At 69.6% G+C, this 18,237-nt stretch carries 12 protein-coding genes; 5 read left to right on the top strand and 7 right to left on the bottom strand.

Going from position 1 to position 18,237, the window contains the following annotated elements:
• Positions 1–895 precede the first annotated feature (895 nt).
• Entirely contained in the window at positions 896–6,385 is a 5,490-nt protein-coding gene (locus tag ACIHAO_RS23140) for a carboxyl transferase domain-containing protein (RefSeq protein WP_396560940.1), read from the top strand.
• 70 nt (positions 6,386–6,455) lie between these two features.
• Here ACIHAO_RS23140 and ACIHAO_RS23145 read toward each other — a convergent pair whose 3' ends face one another.
• The 3 genes from ACIHAO_RS23145 to ACIHAO_RS23155 form a co-directional block, all read right to left on the bottom strand.
• Positions 6,456–7,001 (bottom strand): bifunctional nuclease family protein, encoded by a 546-nt coding sequence (locus ACIHAO_RS23145; protein WP_396560942.1) that lies wholly within the window; start codon positions 6,999–7,001, stop codon positions 6,456–6,458.
• A 22-nt stretch (positions 7,002–7,023) separates the two neighbouring features.
• On the bottom strand, positions 7,024–8,778 hold the full coding sequence (ctaD, locus tag ACIHAO_RS23150) for a cytochrome c oxidase subunit I (RefSeq protein ID WP_396560944.1): 1,755 nt from the start codon (positions 8,776–8,778) through the stop codon (positions 7,024–7,026).
• Positions 8,779–8,932: 154 nt separating this feature from the next.
• Positions 8,933–9,838 (bottom strand): LysR family transcriptional regulator, encoded by a 906-nt coding sequence (locus ACIHAO_RS23155; RefSeq protein ID WP_396560946.1) that lies wholly within the window; start codon positions 9,836–9,838, stop codon positions 8,933–8,935.
• Positions 9,839–9,909: 71 nt separating this feature from the next.
• Here ACIHAO_RS23155 and ACIHAO_RS23160 point away from each other — a divergent pair, with 71 nt between their 5' ends.
• Positions 9,910–10,899: a YeiH family protein gene (locus tag ACIHAO_RS23160; protein WP_396560948.1), complete on the top strand. Its 990-nt coding sequence runs from the start codon at positions 9,910–9,912 to the stop codon at positions 10,897–10,899.
• Here ACIHAO_RS23160 and ACIHAO_RS23165 read toward each other — a convergent pair.
• Together ACIHAO_RS23165 and ACIHAO_RS23170 are read right to left on the bottom strand one after the other, a co-directional pair.
• On the bottom strand, positions 10,877–12,052 hold the full coding sequence (locus ACIHAO_RS23165; protein ID WP_396560950.1) for an MFS transporter: 1,176 nt from the start codon (positions 12,050–12,052) through the stop codon (positions 10,877–10,879). The two genes, ACIHAO_RS23160 and ACIHAO_RS23165, sit on opposite strands and share 23 nt — an antisense overlap.
• Positions 12,053–12,108: 56 nt before the next feature.
• On the bottom strand, positions 12,109–13,005 hold the full coding sequence (locus ACIHAO_RS23170; protein ID WP_396560952.1) for a DMT family transporter: 897 nt from the start codon (positions 13,003–13,005) through the stop codon (positions 12,109–12,111).
• Between ACIHAO_RS23170 and ACIHAO_RS23175 the strand changes: the two genes are divergently transcribed.
• Positions 13,004–14,482, top strand: coding sequence for a PLP-dependent aminotransferase family protein (locus ACIHAO_RS23175; RefSeq protein ID WP_396560954.1), 1,479 nt, complete (start codon positions 13,004–13,006; stop codon positions 14,480–14,482). The genes ACIHAO_RS23170 and ACIHAO_RS23175 overlap by 2 nt on opposite strands.
• Positions 14,479–15,177, top strand: coding sequence for a Crp/Fnr family transcriptional regulator (locus tag ACIHAO_RS23180; RefSeq protein ID WP_396560956.1), 699 nt, complete (start codon positions 14,479–14,481; stop codon positions 15,175–15,177). The genes ACIHAO_RS23175 and ACIHAO_RS23180 overlap by 4 nt, the downstream gene beginning before the upstream one ends.
• Here ACIHAO_RS23180 and ACIHAO_RS23185 read toward each other — a convergent pair.
• Together ACIHAO_RS23185 and ACIHAO_RS23190 are read right to left on the bottom strand one after the other, a co-directional pair.
• Positions 15,149–15,697, bottom strand: coding sequence for a hypothetical protein (locus ACIHAO_RS23185; protein ID WP_396560958.1), 549 nt, complete (start codon positions 15,695–15,697; stop codon positions 15,149–15,151). The genes ACIHAO_RS23180 and ACIHAO_RS23185 overlap by 29 nt on opposite strands.
• A gap of 12 nt (positions 15,698–15,709) precedes the next feature.
• Positions 15,710–16,294, bottom strand: coding sequence for a hypothetical protein (locus ACIHAO_RS23190; protein WP_396560960.1), 585 nt, complete (start codon positions 16,292–16,294; stop codon positions 15,710–15,712).
• Between the two features lie 189 nt (positions 16,295–16,483).
• Here ACIHAO_RS23190 and ACIHAO_RS23195 point away from each other — a divergent pair, with 189 nt between their 5' ends.
• Positions 16,484–18,004: an exo-alpha-sialidase gene (locus ACIHAO_RS23195; protein ID WP_396560962.1), complete on the top strand. Its 1,521-nt coding sequence runs from the start codon at positions 16,484–16,486 to the stop codon at positions 18,002–18,004.
• Positions 18,005–18,237: the final 233 nt, after the last annotated feature.

Below are 18,237 nucleotides of genomic sequence, written 5' to 3' on the forward strand. Positions count from 1 at the left end.
CACCCGAACAAGCGTCACCACCCGAAACCCACGTCGGAGATCCACCACTGAGCCATCGCCGGACAACGGCAACGGCTGTCTCCCGCACCGCCGCGGCCTTCGCTCTGAGAAACCACCGTTCTCATGGCCGAGCGTGCCCTCACCCAAGTCCAACCACGCTAGCCCGCAACCGGCTCCGCGACCTGACCTTCCTGAGCATCGCCAGAAAACGACGACGCAACACCCGAACAAGCGTCACCACCCGAAACCCACGTCGGAGATCCACCACTGAGCCATCGCCGGACAACGGCAACGGCTGTCTCCCGCACCGCCGCGCCCTTCGACCTGAGAAACCACCGTTCTCATGGCCGAGCGTGCCCTCACCCAAGTCCAACCACGCTAGCCCGCAACCTTCCCCCCGACCGGGCCTTCCTGGGCGTCGCCAGAAAACGACGACGCAACACCCGGACAAGCGTCACCACCCGAAACCCACGTCAGAGACTCACCACTGAGCCATCCCGAGCCGCCGTCACCCCGACGGCAGCCACTGCCCGCCCCCCTGAACCACCAGCATTCCCGGTCGTCGCCGAAAACCGGCCACCCCTCCCTCACCGAACCAAGCGACGACAACCCCACCCGATGAAACCGGCGTGAACACCGGATGACACCTCGCGAACCCGGCTACCAAGCCGGACCCCCAGTTGTCCACTTCATGACGTCATCAGGCCCCTCGGCGAGGTGTTCCAGGCCACTTTTTGGCGGGTTCCTACAAGACCCGGCCCTCGGCATGCGCCACCGACGACATTCTCGTACCGGCCGGTAAGAGGCAGGCTGTTAGACAGGTTCAGGAGACTGTCCCGCGCGTGATCCGGGGGGACGGTCAGCTGTCGTGTCAGGTACTTGGGAGGCTCAGTCGGTGTTCAGTCGTGTCGCCATCGTCAACCGCGGAGAAGCCGCGATGCGGCTCATCCACGCCGTCCGCGAGCTTTCGGCGGAGACCGGACGGCGGATCGAGACCGTCGCGCTCTACACGGACGCGGACCGGTCGGCGACGTTCGTGCGGGAAGCCGACATCAGCCACAATCTGGGTCCGGCGTCGGCGCGTCCGTATCTGGACTTCGCCGTGCTGGAGCGGGCGTTGACCGAGACCGGGGCCGACGCGGCCTGGGTCGGCTGGGGGTTCGTGGCGGAGGATCCGGCGTTCGCCGAGTTGTGTGAGCGGCTGGGCGTCACCTTCATCGGGCCGAGCGCGAACGCGATGCGCAAGCTCGGCGACAAGATCGGCGCGAAGCTGATCGCCGAAGAGGTCGGTGTGCCGGTGGCGCCGTGGAGCCGCGGTGCCGTCGCGGATCTCGACGCCGCCATCAAGGCCGCCGACGAAATCGGCTACCCGCTGATGCTCAAGGCGACCGCGGGCGGTGGTGGCCGCGGTATCCGCGTGATCACCTCCGCCGACGAGCTCGAGGACGCCTACGAGCGCACCAGCTTGGAGGCCGAGCGCGCCTTCGGCAGCGGCGTCGTGTTCCTGGAGCGCCTGGTCACGGGCGCCCGGCACGTCGAGGTCCAGGTCATCGCCGACGGCCAGGGCACCGCGTGGGCGCTCGGCGTCCGCGACTGTTCGGTGCAGCGCCGCAACCAGAAGATCATCGAGGAATCCGCCTCCCCCGTACTCAGCCTCGAGCAGGCCGACGAGCTCAAGCGGTCCGCCGAGCGGCTCGCGCTCGCGGTCGGCTACAGCGGCGCCGGGACGGTGGAGTTCCTCTACCACCCCGGCGACAAGCTGTTCGCCTTCCTCGAGGTGAACACCCGCCTTCAGGTCGAGCACCCGATCACCGAGCTGACCACCGGCATAGACCTGGTCAAGGCCCAGCTGCACGTCGCGGCCGGCGGCAAGCTCGAAGGCCCCCAGCCCGCCGAGTCCGGTCACGCCGTCGAGGCGCGGCTCAACGCCGAGGACCCGGATCGCGACTTCGCGCCGTCGCCCGGCCGCATCGCGCGGCTCGCCCTGCCCGCCGGCCCCGGTATCCGGGTCGACACCGGGGTCAGCGAAGGCGACACGATCCCGGCCGACTTCGACTCGATGATCGCGAAGATCATCGCCTATGGCCGCGACCGTGACGAGGCGCTCGGCCGTCTGCGCCGCGCGATGGCCCAGACCACGGTCATCATCGAGGGCGGCGCGACCAACAAGAGTTTCGTGCTCGACCTGCTCGACCAGCCCGAGGTGATCGACGGTTCCGCCGACACCGGCTGGATCGACCGGGTTCGCGGCGAAGGCAAGCTGGTCACGCATCGCCACTCGGCGATCGCGCTCGCGGCCGCCGCGATCGAGGCCTACGAAGACGAAGAAGCCGTTGAGCGCCAACGGCTTCTCTCCACCGCACACGGTGGCCGCCCGCAGGTTCAGCATGAGAGCGGCCGTCCGCTCGACCTCAAACTGCGTGGCGCCGCGTACCGCGTGAGCGTGGCCAGGGTCGGCCACCGCCGGTTCCGCGTCGGCATCTGGGCTGGCGGCGGCGACGTCCACCCCGCCGACGTCGAGGTCGACCGGTTCGACGAGCACACCGGCCAGATCACCGTCAACGGCACCCGGTTCCGCCTGGTCACCGGCACGCACGGACCGATCCACCTGGTCGAGATCGACGGCGTCACGCACCGCGTCAGCCGCGACGAGGGCGGCGTCGTCCGCTCCCCCGCGCCCGCGCTCGTCGTCGCGACACCGCTGGAGGTCGGCGCGGAGGTCGAGGCAGGCGCGCCCGTGCTGGTGCTGGAAAGCATGAAGATGGAGACGGTCCTTCGCGCGCCGTTCCGGGCGAAGCTGCGTGAGTGCGTCGTCTCGGTCGGCAGTCAGGTCGAGACCGGCGCTCCACTGCTGCGGCTCGAGCCGCTGGCGGAAGAAGGCGAAGAGGTCGCCGAAGACACCGGTAGCGTCGAGATCGAACTGCCCGTGGAGCCGGACGGCACGTCGGCCGTGCAGCGGATCACGCGGGGACAGCAGGATCTGCGCAGCCTCCTGCTCGGCTTCGACGTCGACCCGCACGACGAGCGCCGCACGCTGAGCGCGTACCTGGCCGCCCGCGCCGAACTGGAGGGCAACGGCGACCGCCCGCTGGAGGGCGAGGTCGAACTGCTGACCGTCTTCGCCGACCTTTCCGAGCTGATGCGCAACAAGCCTGCACGCGAGGAGGTCAAGACGGACACCCGGGTGCACAGCTCCCGCGAGTTCTTCCACACCTACCTGCAGAGCCTCGACGTCGAACGCGCCGGGCTGTCGGAGTCGTTCCAGAACAAGCTCAAGAAGGTGCTGGCGCACTACGGCATCGAGGACCTGGAGCGGACGCCGGAACTGGAGGAGGCGGTCTTCCGTATCTTCCTCGCCCAGCAGCGGACCTCGTCCGACGTCGCGATCGTCACCGCGCTGCTGCGGCAGTGGCTCACCGAGCCGCAGCCGTTCGAGTCGATGCGCGAGCCGGCGGGCAAGGCGCTGGAGGCGCTCATCGCCGCCACCCAGCTCCGTTTCCCGGTGGTCGGCGACCTGGCGCGCAGTGTGGTGTTCCGCTGGTTCGCCCAGCCGCTGCTCCGCCGCACCCGCGCCGAGGTGTACAGCGAGGTCCGCAAACACCTGAGCCACCTCGACCGGCATCCGGATTCGCCGGACCGCGCCGAGCGGATCGCGAGCATGCTGGCCAGCGCGCAGCCGCTGGTGCGCCTGCTCGGGCAGCGGATCGGCCGTCCCGGCACCGATCACACCCCGCTGCTGGAGGTGCTGAGCCGCCGCTACTACGGCAACCGCGCGCTCACCGGTGTCCAGCAGGTCACCGTCGGCGGCTGCACCTTCGTCACCGGTGACTACACCGACGAGAACGAGCGGTTCCACATGGCGACCACCGCCGTCGACCGCGCCGGGCTGCCAGGGGCGATCGAGGCGGTCGCCGATCTCGCCGCGAAGCTGCCCGCCGACACCGACGTCGAGGCGGACCTCTACCTGACGTGGGACGACGAGTCGGCCGACGATGACGCGATGGCGGCCGGGCTGCGTGAGGTCCTCGTGGCCGGGTCGCTGCCCAGCCGCGTCCGGCGGATCACCACCACGGTCGCCGGGCACGGCGGCGCGGTCATGCACCACCACTTCACCTTCCGCCCGTCCTCGACCGGGTTCAGCGAAGAGCGGCTGATCCGCGGCCTGCACCCGCTGATCGCGCAGCGGATGCAGTTGCAGCGGCTGGCGAACTTCGACCTCACGCGGTTGCCGTCCGGCGACGAGGACGTCTACCTGTTCAAGTGCGTCTCGCCGATGAACCCGTCCGATCAGCGGCTGGTCGCGCTCGCCCAGGTCCGTGACCTGACCCCGTTGCGGGACAGCGACGGCAAGCTGCTGGCACTGCCCGCGGTCGAAGGCACGCTGGCGGGGTGCCTCGACGCGATCCGCGGGGTGCAGGCGAAGCTTCCGCCGAGGAAGCGTTTCGACACCAACCGGATCATGCTGTATGTGTGGCCGACCAGTGAGCTCACCGGCGAAGAACTGGACACGGTCGCCCAGCGGGTGCAGCCGTCGACGGCGGGCGCGGGTCTCGAAGAGGTCCAGTTCCTCGGCAGGCAGCGTGACCGCGCGACCGGTGAAGTCAACGAGGTCGCCGTGCGGATCGGCTACGACGTCAGCGGCGGCGTGCAGATGTCGGTGTCCGAACCCGTCACCGAGCCGATCCTCCCGCTCGACGACTACCGCCAAAACGTCCTGCGCGCCCGCCGCCGCGACACGGTGTACCCGTACGAGCTGACCGAGATGCTCGGCTCGTTCACCGAGTACGACATGGACGACACGAACACCCTCGTCCCGGTCGACCGGAAGAAGGGGCGCAACAAGGCGGCGATCGTCGCCGGTGTGGTCACCACGCCGACCGAGCGTTACCCCGAGGGTGTCCAGCGCGTGGTGCTGCTGGGCGACCCGACGAAGGCGCTCGGCGCGCTGTCGGAGCCGGAGTGCTCACGGGTGATCGCGGCGCTGGATCTCGCCGAGCGGCTGGGGGTCCCGCTGGAGTGGTACGCGCTCTCGGCGGGCGCCCGGATCTCGATGGAGTCCGGCACCGAGAACATGGACTGGGTCGCGGCCGCGCTCAAACGGATCGTGCACTTCACCCAGAACGGCGGCGAGATCAACATCGTGGTCGCCGGGATCAACGTCGGCGCCCAGCCGTACTGGAACGCCGAAGCGACGATGCTCATGCACACCAAGGGAATCCTGGTGATGACGCCGGACTCCGCGATGGTGCTGACCGGCAAGCAGTCGCTCGACTTCTCCGGCGGTGTCTCCGCGGAGGACAACTTCGGCATCGGCGGCTACGACCGTGTCATGGGCCCGAACGGCCAGGCGCAGTACTGGGCGCCGAACCTCGCCGCGGCGCGGGACGTGCTGATGTCGCACTACGACCACACCTACGTGGCGCCGGGCGAATCCGGACCCCGCAAGGCGGTCACGAACGACCCGATCGACCGGGACGTCTCGTCGTTCCCGCACGCGGCCGTCGACAGCGACTTCACCACGGTCGGCCAGATCTTCTCGCGGGAGGCCAACCCCGACCGCAAGAAGCCGTTCGACATCCGCACCGTGATGCGCGCGCTGTCGGATCAGGACCACCCGGTGCTGGAGCGCTGGCCGGGAATGGCGGACGCGGAGACCGCGGCCGTGCAGGACGTACACCTCGGCGGGCGGCCGGTGTGCCTGCTCGGGATCGAGTCGCGTTCGGTGCCGCGCCGCGGCTTCCCGCCCACCGACGGACCGGACACCTACACCGCGGGCACCCTGTTCCCGCGGTCGTCGAAGAAGGCGGCGCGGGCGATCAACGCGGCCAGCGGCAACCGGCCGCTCGTGGTGCTCGCGAACCTGTCCGGTTTCGACGGTTCGCCGGAGTCGATGCGGAAGCTGCAACTGGAGTACGGCGCCGAGATCGGCCGGGCGATCGTCAACTTCGAAGGCCCGATCGTGTTCACCGTGATCTCGCGGTACCACGGCGGCGCGTTCGTGGTCTTCTCGAAGGCGCTGAACCCGAACATGACGGTGCTGGCGCTGGAAGGCTCGTTCGCCTCCGTGCTCGGTGGCGCGCCCGCCGCGGCGGTCGTGTTCGCCGGTGAGGTCAACGCGCGGACCGCGGCCGACCCGCGGGTGCGGTCGCTCACCGAGAAGCTGAGCGGGGCGACCGGTGCCGAACGCGCCGCGCTCGCCGCGGAACTGGCCGAACTCCAGTCGTCGGTGCGGTCCGAGAAACTGGGCGCGGTCGCGGCCGAGTTCGACGGCGTGCACAGCATCGAACGCGCGGTGAAGGTCGGCTCGGTGGACGCGATCATCAGCGCGGCCGAGATGCGGCCGCGCATCATCGAGGCGATCGAGCAGGGCCTGGCGAAGAAGTAGTCGTACTTAACCGCAATGAAGGGGCCTTTCATAGCAAAATTTGCTATGAAAGGCCCCTTCATTGCACGGGTTAGTGGCCAGGGCCAGGGTCGGGAGGCAGGTCCCCGAAGTCCTCGGGCACGATCTTGTCCAGCGCCGCCCGGAACTCCTCGACCTCCCGTTCCTGCGCGACCGGGTCCGGCGGCACCGACGGCAGTTCCGCGTCGGGTCCGGAGCCCATGATCTCGACCCGTACGGAAGCGACCTCGAGCACCGCGTCCGCCACCTCGATCCCGACTCCGGCCCGCAGGCCGATCGCGACCGCGTCACTCGGCCGGGCCGAGACGCGGATCCCGGAATCGAGCACCAGGTCGGCGAAGAAGATGCCGTCCCGCAGCGCGGTGACCTGGACACCGGTGACCCGGTGCCCGAACGATTCGACCACCTGGCCGATCAGTTCGATCGTGCCGGGCCTTGGCAGCCGGATCTTCTCCTGCGCGAGCGCCACCGCGCTCGCCTCGGGGCCGCCGATCGTGATCGCCAGCCAGCGGCGTTCGCCCTCCCGCTCCCGCAGCAACATCACCGGTGCCGCTTCCGGAGCCAGGACTGCCATCCCTTCGACGTCCATGGGGATCATGCGCGGTACCTCATTCCCTCGGTCAGGCGGTGTCGTCCTTCAGCGCCTTGTCCGCCGCCAGTTCCGACGGGGTGGGCTGATCGCGGCGCTGGAACGGGGTGGTGTGCCCCTCGGCCCGCAGCCGGGGGATCATGTGGGGGTAGTGGAGTTCGAACGCGGGACGTTCGGACCGGATCCTCGGCAGGTCGTGGAAGTTGTGCCGGGGCGGCGGACAGGTCGTCGCCCATTCCAGGGAGTTCCCGTGCCCCCACGGGTCGTCGACTTCGACGATCTCCCCGAACCGGTAGCTGCGCACGACGTTCCAGACGAACGGCAGCACCGACGCGCCGAGCAGGAACGCGCCGATCGTGGAAATGGTGTGCAGCAAGGTGAAACCGTCGCTGCTCAGGTAGTCGGCGTAGCGGCGCGGCATGCCTTGGTTGCCGAGCCAGTGCTGGACGAGGAACGTCGTGTGGAAGCCGATGAAGGTGGTCCAGAAATGGAGTTTCGCGAGCCGCTCGTCGAGCATCCGCCCGGTCATCTTGGGGAACCAGAAGTAGATCCCGGCGAAGGTGGCGAACACGATGGTGCCGAACAGGACGTAGTGGAAATGCGCCACCACGAAATAGGTGTCGTGGATGTGGAAGTCCAGCGGTGGCGCGGCGAGGATGATCCCGGTCAGCCCGCCGAGCAGGAACGTCACCATGAACCCGATCGACCACAGCATCGGTGACTCGAAGGTGAGCTGCCCCTTCCACATGGTGCCGATCCAGTTGAAGAACTTGATCCCGGTCGGCACCGCGATGAGGAAGGTCATGATGGAGAAGAACGGCAGCAGCACCGCACCGGTGGCGAACATGTGGTGCGCCCACACGGCGAAGGACAGCGCGGTGATCGCGATCGTCGCGAACACCATGAGTTTGTAGCCGAACAGCGGTTTCCGGCTGAACACCGGGACGATCTCGGTGATGATGCCGAAATACGGCAACGCGACGATGTACACCTCGGGATGCCCGAAGAACCAGAACAGGTGCTGGAACAGGATCGCCCCGCCGTTGGCCGGATCGAAGACGTGCGCGCCGAGCCTTCTGTCCGCCATCAGGCCGAACAGCGCCGCGGTGAGGATCGGGAAGACCGCCAGGATCAGGATCGTGGTGAACAGGATGTTCCAGGTGAACAGCGGCAGCCGCCACATGGTCATCCCCGGCGCGCGCAGGCAGAGGATCGTGGTGACCATGTTGACCGCGCCGAGGATCGTCCCGAGTCCGGAGACGATCAGGCCCATGATCACCAGATCGGCGCCGACGCCCGGGGTGTGCGCGGCGTTGGACAGCGGCGTGTACATCGTCCAGCCGAAGTCGGGCGCGCCGGCCGGGGTGAGGAACGAGCTGAGCACCATCAGCCCGCCGAAGAGGTAGAGCCAGTAGGAGAACGCGTTCAGTCTCGGGAAAGCGACGTCCGGGGAGCCGATCTGCAGCGGCAGGATGTAGTTGGCGAAGGCGAAGAGGTTCGGTGTCGCGTACAGCAGCAGCATGATGAGGCCGTGCATGGTGAACAGCTGGTTGTACTGCTCCTGCGACAGGAACTGCATCCCCGGCCTGCCCAGTTCGCCGCGCATCAGCAGCGCCATGAACCCGCCGGCGACGAAGAACCCGAACGAGGTGGTGAGGTACATCAGCCCGATCGTCTTGTGATCGGTGGTGCGCACGATATTGAGGAACACGCTGCCCTTGGGCGCCCGGTTTCGCCCGCCGAAGCGGACGGCGTCTGGTCGGGGCGCTGCCTTCACCTCGGTCATGACGACTCCCAGCACGAGGACACACCTTCGAGAAGCTGGTACCCCTCCAGGAGAGTCCCTACACGCGGGCTTTTCAAGAGCTAGAGGAGTAAAGCCTCCAATGCGCCATCCGGCCGGCTACCCGGAGTCCGGCACTCCGCTTTCATGAAAGGACTCATCGGGATTTCGCGTTCCGGACCGCGATGCCCAGCAGCGCCGCGGCCGGACCGGCGAGCCGTCGCCCGGCGGGCCACACCGCGCGCAGTTCCCGGCCGAAGTCGACGCCGTCCACCGCGACCGGGACGAGCCTGCCTTCGGCGACATCCCGGACGATGGCGAGTTCACTGATCACCGCCGGACCGGCGCCCGCGATCACCGCGTTGCCGACCGCGGAGGCGGAACCCAGTTCCAGCAACGGTTTCGCCGGACCGACACCGGCCTTGCGCAACGCGGCGTCCACGGTCTCCCTGGTCCCGGAACCCGGTTCGCGGACCACGAGCGGCGTGATCGCCAGTTCGGCCGCGGTCACGGGCCGGCGCTTGCGTGCCCACGGATGACTCGCGGGCACGACGAGGACCAGGTGATCGGTGGCCACCCGCCGGGACGAAAGGCCGGGCAACGAACCGGGCGACTCGACGAACCCGAGATCGACCTTGCCCTCCCGTGCCAGTTCGGCGGCCTGGTCGGAGTTGGTGACCTCCAGCCCGAGGTACAGCCCGGGGTCGAGGCGTTTGAGTTCGCCGATCCAGCCCGGCACCAGATACTCGGCCAGCGTCATGCTCGCGGCGACCCGCAGATGTGCCTCGTGCTGGGTGCGCAGCGCTTCGGCGCCGTCGAGCAGACCGTCGAGTTCGGAGAGCACCCGGTGCGCCCAGCCCGCGATGACCCGACCGTCGGGAGTGAGCGCGGAACCGCGCCGCGTACGGTCGACCAGCACCAGCCCCAGCCGTCGCTCCACTGTGGACAGTCGTTTGCTCGCCGACGGCTGCGCGATCCCGAGGCTGGCGGCGGCCTGCCCGATACTGCCGAGCTCGTCCACGAGCACCAGCAGGCGCAGGGAGTCCAGGTCGGGTGTGGTCATAGCCCAAGTGTATGACCTACCCCTCGCTTTCCCGGCTACCGAGGTCACCCCGGGCGGACGAAGCTCGAATCATGAGCACCACGCACGCGAGACCGACGAAGCCCTTCCTGACCGCGGTGGCCGTAACCGGCGCCGGAGTGGGCGCCGCGTACCTGGTCGGCACCGCGTTCCCGGTCGTCAGCGCGCTCACCATCGCCGTCGTGCTCGGCATCATCACCGGCTCGTTGCCGTCGCTGTCGGACGAGACCCGGAAGGCGATCTCCGGAACCACCAAGAAGCTGCTCCGCGCCGGTGTCGTGCTCCTGGGCCTTCAGCTCTCGCTCCCCTCGGTCCTGGCGCTGGGCCCCGGGACGCTGCTCGCCGTGGTGCTCACGGTCGGCATCACCTTCCTCGGCACGATCGGCCTCGGCAGGCTCCTCGGCGTGCCGCGTGGCCTGGCGATGCTGGTCGCGACCGGATTCTCCATCTGCGGCGCGTCGGCCATCGCCGCGATGGAAGGCGTCGTCGAACGCGAAGACTCCGACGTCGCCACCGCCGTCGCCCTGGTCACCTTCTACGGCGGGCTCGCCATCGCGGCCGTCCCGCTGATCGGCGGCTGGCTGCGGCTCGACGCGGTCCGGATCGGCGAATGGGCCGGGCTCAGCGTGCACGAGGTCGCGCAGGTCGTCGCCGCGGCGACCCCGGCGGGCGGCGCCGCCATCGCGGTCGCCATCGTGATCAAGCTCAGCCGGGTGGTCCTGCTGGCCCCGATGGTCGCCGCGGTCGGGATGCACGAACGGCATCGCCCCGTCGACGGGAAGCGGCCGCCGCTGGTCCCGCTGTTCGTCCTCGGTTTCCTGGCGATGGCCGCCGTGCGCAGCACCGGCGTCGTGCCGGGTTTCGCGCTCGACGTCGCCAAGATCGCCTGCACACTGTTGCTGGCCGGGGCGCTGTTCGGGCTGGGCTGCGCGGTCCGGATCGGCAAGCTCGTCCGCACCGGTGGCCGCGCCCTGCTGCTCGGCCTGCTCTCCACCCTGCTGGTCGGGACCACCGCGCTGGTCACGCTGACCGTGCTCGGCTGAGGACGGCGGCCGCGAGCAGCGCGATCACCCCGCCGGTGACCATCACGGCCGGGACGGAGACCGCGTCGACGACCATCCCGCCGAGGAGTGCTCCCGCCGAGAGGGTCGCTTGGAACGACGACGTGAACAGCACCGACGCAGCTTCGGGCGCCTGTGGTGCCGCTCGCGCGAACCAGGTTCCCGAGCAGACCGGGACGGCTCCGTAGGCGAAACCCCAGGCCGCCAGCAGCGCGAGCGCGCCCGGCTTCGAATCGCCGAGAAACGGCAACGCGAGTGCCGCGACGCCGAGAGACCCCGCCGCCGCGAGGAAGGTCAGCCGGAGATCGCGGGCGATCGCGGCGCCCGCGACGAAGTTGCCGGCGATCCCGGCCGTGCCGTAGACGAACAGGAAGACGGTGATCAGCTCCGGGCCCACCTGCGTCACCTGGCGCAGGAGCGGCGTGACGTAGGTGTAGGTCCCGAAATGGGCGAGCACGACCAGGACCGTGACGAGCAGACCGAGCCTGGTCGCCCGCCCCCGCGTCATCTCGCGCAGGACGCCCAGCCGGGTGGCGCCCCGCGACGGCAGCGGAGGCAGCGAGAAGGCCAACGCGGCGAGAACGCCGATCGTGAACACCGTCATCACCGCGAACGCCGCTCGCCAGCCGAGCAACTCGCCGGCGAACGTCCCCGCGGGCACGCCCAGCACGGAACCGAGTGGCACGGCGGAGAAGATCACCGCGGTCGCCCTGCCCGCGTGCCGAGGGCCGACGAGCCGTTCGGCGAGCCCGGAACCGATCGCCCAGAAAGCACCGATCACCAGCCCGACCAGTACCCGCGAGACCAGCATCGCCCAGTAGGCCTGCGCGGTCGCCGCGAGGACGTCGGCCAGCGCCAGCACCACCATCAGCGCGCACAGCAGGATCCGGCGGTCGAGCCGCCCGGCCGCGACGGTGACCGCGGGGGCGGCGATCGCGGCGAGGAATCCGGGCAGGGTCATGGTCAGGCCCGCCGTCCCCGGCGTGATCCGGAAGTCCTCGCCGATCGGGGTCAGGAGGCCGATCGGCAGGATCTCCGTGGTGACGAGGGAGAAGATCCCCAGTGTCACCGCGAGGACGGCGAGCCATCCCTTCAGCGGGGTCCGCGCGGAGGTGTCGAGGGTCGAAGCGGTCATGTGCTTCAGCCCATCACCGCGCGGGCACCGCGGTCTGGCGGATTCGCGACGTTGATCTAGCTGCGGGAGCGTTGCGTGACCACGATGCAGGCGACGACGATCAGCGCGGTCACCGGCGCGGCGGCCGGAAGGTGCTCGCCGAGCAGCAGGACCGCCCAGACCAGCGTCAGCAGCGGCTGGGCGAGCTGCAACTGACTCGCCCGCGCGACGCCGATCTCGGCCATCCCCCGGTACCAGGCGAAGAACCCGCCGAACTGCGAAATGAGCGCGACGTACAGCAGGCCGACGATCCCCTCGCCCGTGACGTGCAGCGGTTCGGTCGCGAGCCCGAAGACGGCGAACGCGCCGGTGACCGGCAGCGCGAGGACCAGCGCCCACGCGATCACGTGCCAGCCCGCCATTTCCCTGGCCAGCCTGCCGCCCTCGGCGTACCCGAACGCGCACAGCACGAGCGCGCCGAACAGGAACAGGTCCGCTGTGGACAGTCCGCCGCCGCTCTGCGCGACGGTGAACACCACGACCGCGCTCGCGCCGACCGCGGCGGCGAGCCAGAACCGGCGGGACGGCCGGTGCCCGGTCAGCCTCGACGAGATGACGGCGGTGGCCAGCGGCAGCAGCCCGATCACCACCGCGGAATGCGCCGTGGACGACGTCTTCAACGCGAGCGTGGTCAGGATCGGGAACGCGAGGACACAGCCGAGGGCGACCACGGCGAGGCCACGCCACTGATCGCGTCTCGGCAGCGGGACCCGGAAGACGCGGAGACAGGTGCCGGCGACCAGCGCGGCCAGGACACTGCGCAGCCCGGTGGCGGTCCACGCGTCGAAGCCTTTGAGCGCCCACACGGTGGCGGGGAACGTGAACGAGAAGGCGAGGACCCCCAGCGCCGCCAGCGCGGTCCCGGAGCGGACCGCTACTGCCCGGTCCGCGATAGCGCTATCATCCAGTCTCATGTCCGATGGTAGCAGCGTCACCAGCCTGGTCACACAGCTGCGGTCCGAGCTGGAGCGCTATCCGATCGAAGGAAAGCTGCCGTCCAGCCGGGAGCTGGTCCGGCAGCTGAAGGTGAGCCCGGTGACGGTGTCGCGCGCGATCGCCGCACTGGCCGCCGAAGGTCTGGTGATCACCCGTCCCGGCGCCGGCGTCTTCCGTGCCCCGCCACCCCGGGAAGTCGCGGTGACCGGTGACGTGTCGTGGCAGGAGGTGGCGCTGAGTTCCCAGTCCGGTGCCCGCGCCATCGACGCGAGCGGCGTGCTCGCCGCGCTGAGCGACCCGCCATCGGGAGTCATCGACCTCAACGGCGGCTACACGCATCCGAGCCTCCAGCCGGAACGCGAACTCGCGGCGGCCTCCGCCCGCGCCGGACGCCGCCCCGGCGCGTGGACCCGGCCGCCGATCTGTGGCCTGCCCGAACTGCGGGCCTGGTTCGCCCGCGACATCGGCAGCCCGGTGAACGTCGAGAACGTGCTGATCACCTCGGGCGGGCAGAGCGCGCTGACCACGGCGTTGCGCGCGCTCGGCGCCCCCGGCGCGCCGGTGCTGGTGGAATCCCCGACGTATCCGGGGATGCTGGCCATCGCGCGGGCCTCGGGACTGCGGCCGGTCCCGGTGCCGATCGACCGCGACGGCGTCCGGCCCGAACTGCTCGCCGGCGCCTTCCGCGACACCGGCGCGCGGCTGTTCGTCTGCCAGCCCGCGTTCCAGAACCCGACCGGCGCGGTGCTGTCCGCCGAACGCCGTGCCGAGGTCCTGCGGATCGCCCGTGACGCCGGCGCTTTCGTCATCGAGGACGACTTCGCCCGGCTGATGGCGCATCCCGGGAGCCCGGCTCCCCCACCCCCGCTCGTGGCCGACGACCCCGACGGCGTCGTGGTGCACATCCGGTCGCTCACGAAACCCGCGTCACCGAGCCTGCGGATCAGCGCGCTCGCCGCCCGCGGTCCGGCATTGGAGCGGCTGCGCGGGCTCCACGCCGTCGAGAGCTTCTTCGTACCGCGGCCACTGCAGGAGACCGCGCTCGAACTGGTGAGCTCTCCCGCCTGGTCGCGCCATCTGCGGATCCTCGCCGCCGCGCTGCGGGAACGCCGCGACGTCGCCGTCTCGGCACTGCGGGAGTTCCTGCCGTCCTGGACCGCCGTCCCGGTCCCGACCGGGGGCTATCACCTGTGGCAGCCGCTCCCCGCTTTCGCTGACGAAGTGGCGCTGACCAGCGCCGCTTTCCGTGCCGGAGTAGCGGTCACCCCCGGCCGGATGTACTTCGCGGCCGAGGCGCCAGGGCCCTATCTGCGGCTGAGCTATGTGAGCGCCGCGACAGGCGCGCAGCTGCGGGACGGCATCCAGCGCCTTTCCCAGGCATACCAAGAGATCCCCGGTCAACGCCCGGCCGTGCCTGCTCGTACGATCGCGCACGGAGGCGACGAGAAGGCATGACACAGCCGGCGGCGGAGCCGCACGACCCACCCGGCAGGCTCTGGGAACTGCTCGACGACGGCCAGCGCAAGGCGCTGCGTGCCGAGGCCGAACTGCGCCGGTACCCGGCGGGCACGGTGATCATCCGGGAGGGTGACCGGTCGGATTGGGTGCTGATCCTGATGACCGGGCGGGTCAAGATCACGTCGGTGTCCACCGGCGGCTACGACGCCGTACTGGCCGTCCGCGATCCGGGCGACATCATCGGCGAGATGGCGTCGATGGACGGCAGCCTGCGCTCGGCCACCGCGATCGCCGTCGAGCCGGTCACCGGGCTGTGGCTGTCCTCACGGGCGTTCAACTCCGTGCTCCGCGAGCAGCCGGGCATCTCCGTCGTCCTGCTCCGGATCATCACCTCCCGCCTGCGCTACGCCAACTCGCGCCGCACCGAATTCGGGGACAGCACCGCCGCCGAACGCATCGCCGCGATCCTGGTCGACCTCGCCGAGCGGTACGGCGTGCCCGTCCCCGAAGGCACCCTGATCGCCCTGCGGATCAGCCAGCGCGACCTGGCGGGACTCGCGTCCGCGTCACGGGAAGCCGTCGCGCGGACTCTCCGGACCCTGCGTTCCGATGGGCTCCTCAGCACCGGGCGCCAGCGGCTCGTCGTCCGGAGCCTGAACGATCTCAGGCAGCTGGCACCCGACGACCACTGAGCCGCCATGGCATACCGAAGTGCCGTTCCACGCGCGCTCCGAGTTTCCGTACGCGCGGCTCGTTCCCCGGATCGAAATCCGGCGTGGTCTCGATCAGCGTCGCGAGTTCGCGGGTGAGCTCGGCCGCGGCCTTCGCCGGCACCAGCAGCACCCGCACCGGCGCGAGGCTGCGCGCGGAAGGCGGCGGCGCGACGAGGTCGATCCGGGCGCGAGCCAGACCGGTCAGCCTCGCCGACCACAGGACCGCACCCGTCACCGCCCAGGCCACCAGTTCCACCAGGATGGCCGGCGACAGGATCAACGCCAGCCCGGCGGCCTGTCCGACGGCGAAGCCCAGCATCAGCCAGTCCTCGAAGCCAAGGCGCTCTTCCGCGCCGGACCGGCCGCGGAGCCGGGTGAACGACACCTCCCGGTAGCGCTCGCTTTCGGTGACGATGGCGAGCGGGCGGATCCGGCGCAGCCACGGCGCGAACCGGCGCACGATCAGCCACTCGCCGCCGTCGGTATCGGTCACCCGCATCGCGTCTCCCCCTCATCGGTGCACGGATCTCCGACGAAGCAAGGTCCGATGGCGTTCCACCCGCACGTCGAATCGGGTGAGCACCTCGTACACGGCCGGGTCACCGGGATCGAACATGACGCGGCCGCGGAGCAGGCCGCTCAGCTCGGCCACCAGAGGAGCCGCCAGATCGTCGCGCACCTTGAGGATGGTCAGCGACGCGAGGCTGCGATGTTCCTTGTGCCATCCGGCGACGTCGACCCGCGCCGGCGCCTTCCGGAACCACCGCACGGCCCGCGCGAAGGAACCCGCCACGCCTTGGCACAGCAGTTCCAACGCCAGGAACGGCAGCAGGAGGAGCCCCAGCAGCACGTACACCGGAACGTGCACGAGTATCTCCACGACGGCCAGCGTTCCCCACAGTCCGAGGGCCACCTTGTTCACGGATTCTCCCTCGCGCTGCCCCATGCCGTCGTCGGCAGGGAACTTCCAGTCCGCGGTGAGCTTGTGCTGCCGGTAACCGCCGGTGAGTCCCGCGATCGGCTGGACCCACCGGCGCCACGGCGCGAACCGGCGATCGACCGTCCACTCTCGCCCCTCGAGATCGAACACCTTCATCGGCCCTCCCCCTTCCGATCTCGCGCCGTGTCCGACGGGAACGAGCTTGGCAGGGAAACCACCGTCGTTCTGCGTCACCTGACACAGAAGGCGAAACCGGGGTTGTACGCGCCTTGTACGACGGCTGTACGAGCCGGAAGGACCCTCATGTCCCGTCACCCGGAATCGAATCCAGGACGGAGCACTCCCGTGAAGATCTCCCGCGTCGCACAGGGCCTGTTCGCGGCCCTCGTCGCCACCGCGGCGGTCGGCGCATCCCCGGCCACCTCTCTCGCCACCCCGGACACCGTCGACCGGATCTCGGCCGCCGCCGTCGGGAACACGTTGGTGTACAAAGAGAAAACAGAAGGTTACGACTGCTTCAGAATCCCCGCCATCGTCAAGGCGAACAACGGCGAACTGCTCGCGTTCGCCGAAGGCCGCAACGGCGGCGCCAGCTTCTGCAACGACAGCGGCGACATCGATCTCGTCGTGAAACGTTCGGCGGACAACGGCAGGACCTGGAGCGCGCCGAAAATCGTCATCGAAGGTTTCGGTGACACCAAAGGAAATCCGACGCCGATCGTGATCCCGTCCACCGGACGGATCGTGCTGCTCTCGGTGATGGAATGCGTCAAGAACCCCGACTGCAACCGGATTCCGCGCGTCTCGATCAGCGACGACCACGGCAAGACCTGGACCGCGCCCAAGGTGCTCACCACCCAGCTCGGGTTCGACTCCGCGCCGGGCTGGCTCGCGACCGGCCCGTCACACGGCATCGTGCTGACCCGCGGCGCGCACGCCGGCCGGATCGTCGCCGGGATGAGCTACACCATCGACGGCAAGAACAGCGGCGCGCTCGTCTACAGCGACGACCAAGGTGTCACGTGGAAGCGCGGCGCCACCGACACCCCGGCGTTGTCGGCCGCGCTGAACCCCCAGGAAATCAGCGTCACCGAACTGCTCGACGGCAGGGTCTACGCCGCGGCGCGCAACCAGGCCAACAACGGCGACAAATGCCTCAGCGGCGGCGCGAAGAACCGCGCCTACGCCATCAGCTCCGACGGCGGGGCGAGCTTCTCCACCAAGTTCACCTTCGAAGAGGATCTGATCACCCCGGTGGTGCAGGCTTCGACCGCGCGGATGACCGGGACCGACAAGGCGGGCAAGTACAACCGGATCCTGTTCGCCGCACCGTCGGTCTGCGACCGCCGCAAGGAACTCGTCGTCCGGTCTTCCTTCGACGAGGGCGCGAACTGGCAGGGCAACTCCGCCGGAACCCTGGTGTGGAGCGGCGACGCCGCGTACTCCGACATGGTCCAGCTGTCCTCGGGTTCGGTCGGCGTGCTGTACGAAGCGGGCCCGGCGGGCAACGCCAACGAGACCATCCGCTTCTCGACGGTCACCGAGACCACGCTCGGCGCCCCGGTGTGCGGCGGCGGATACAGCGTGATCGACTCGGCACCGCTCGGGACGGCGGGCACGGTTTACCTGTCCTACAACGCTTCCAACGGACAGAACTGTGTCAGCACGATGAAGAGCACGGCCACCGGAACCGCGACCGCGACGTCGGCCTACCTCGAGGTCGCCGGGTCTTCCCGGATCACCGACTCCGGGTCGTTCTCGTGGTTCGCCGGCCCGGTGCGGGCGGCCGCCGCGGGCAAATGCGTGAAGTGGGGCGGTTCCGCGGGTGGGACGACGTACAACAGCCCGTCGGAACACTGCGGCTGAGTACCTGGCCGACCCCATGCGGTACCGGCACTGCTTCAAGTACATGATGGCCCCCCTTCCTTGCGCCTAGCTCAAGGAAGGGGGCCATCATGTACTTCAGTGCTAAGTTCCCGCAGCTGAACCCCCGTCGTTCTGTAACGGGTAGGGCGGTGCGTGGGTCACCCCGCACAGGCAAGCCAGCTGGCCGTGAGGGCCTCCTTGCCTACCCTGAAGGTAGTGAAGGAGGCCCTCAC

Source organism: Amycolatopsis sp. NPDC052450, assembly GCF_044547565.1.
GTDB lineage: Bacteria > Actinomycetota > Actinomycetes > Mycobacteriales > Pseudonocardiaceae > Amycolatopsis.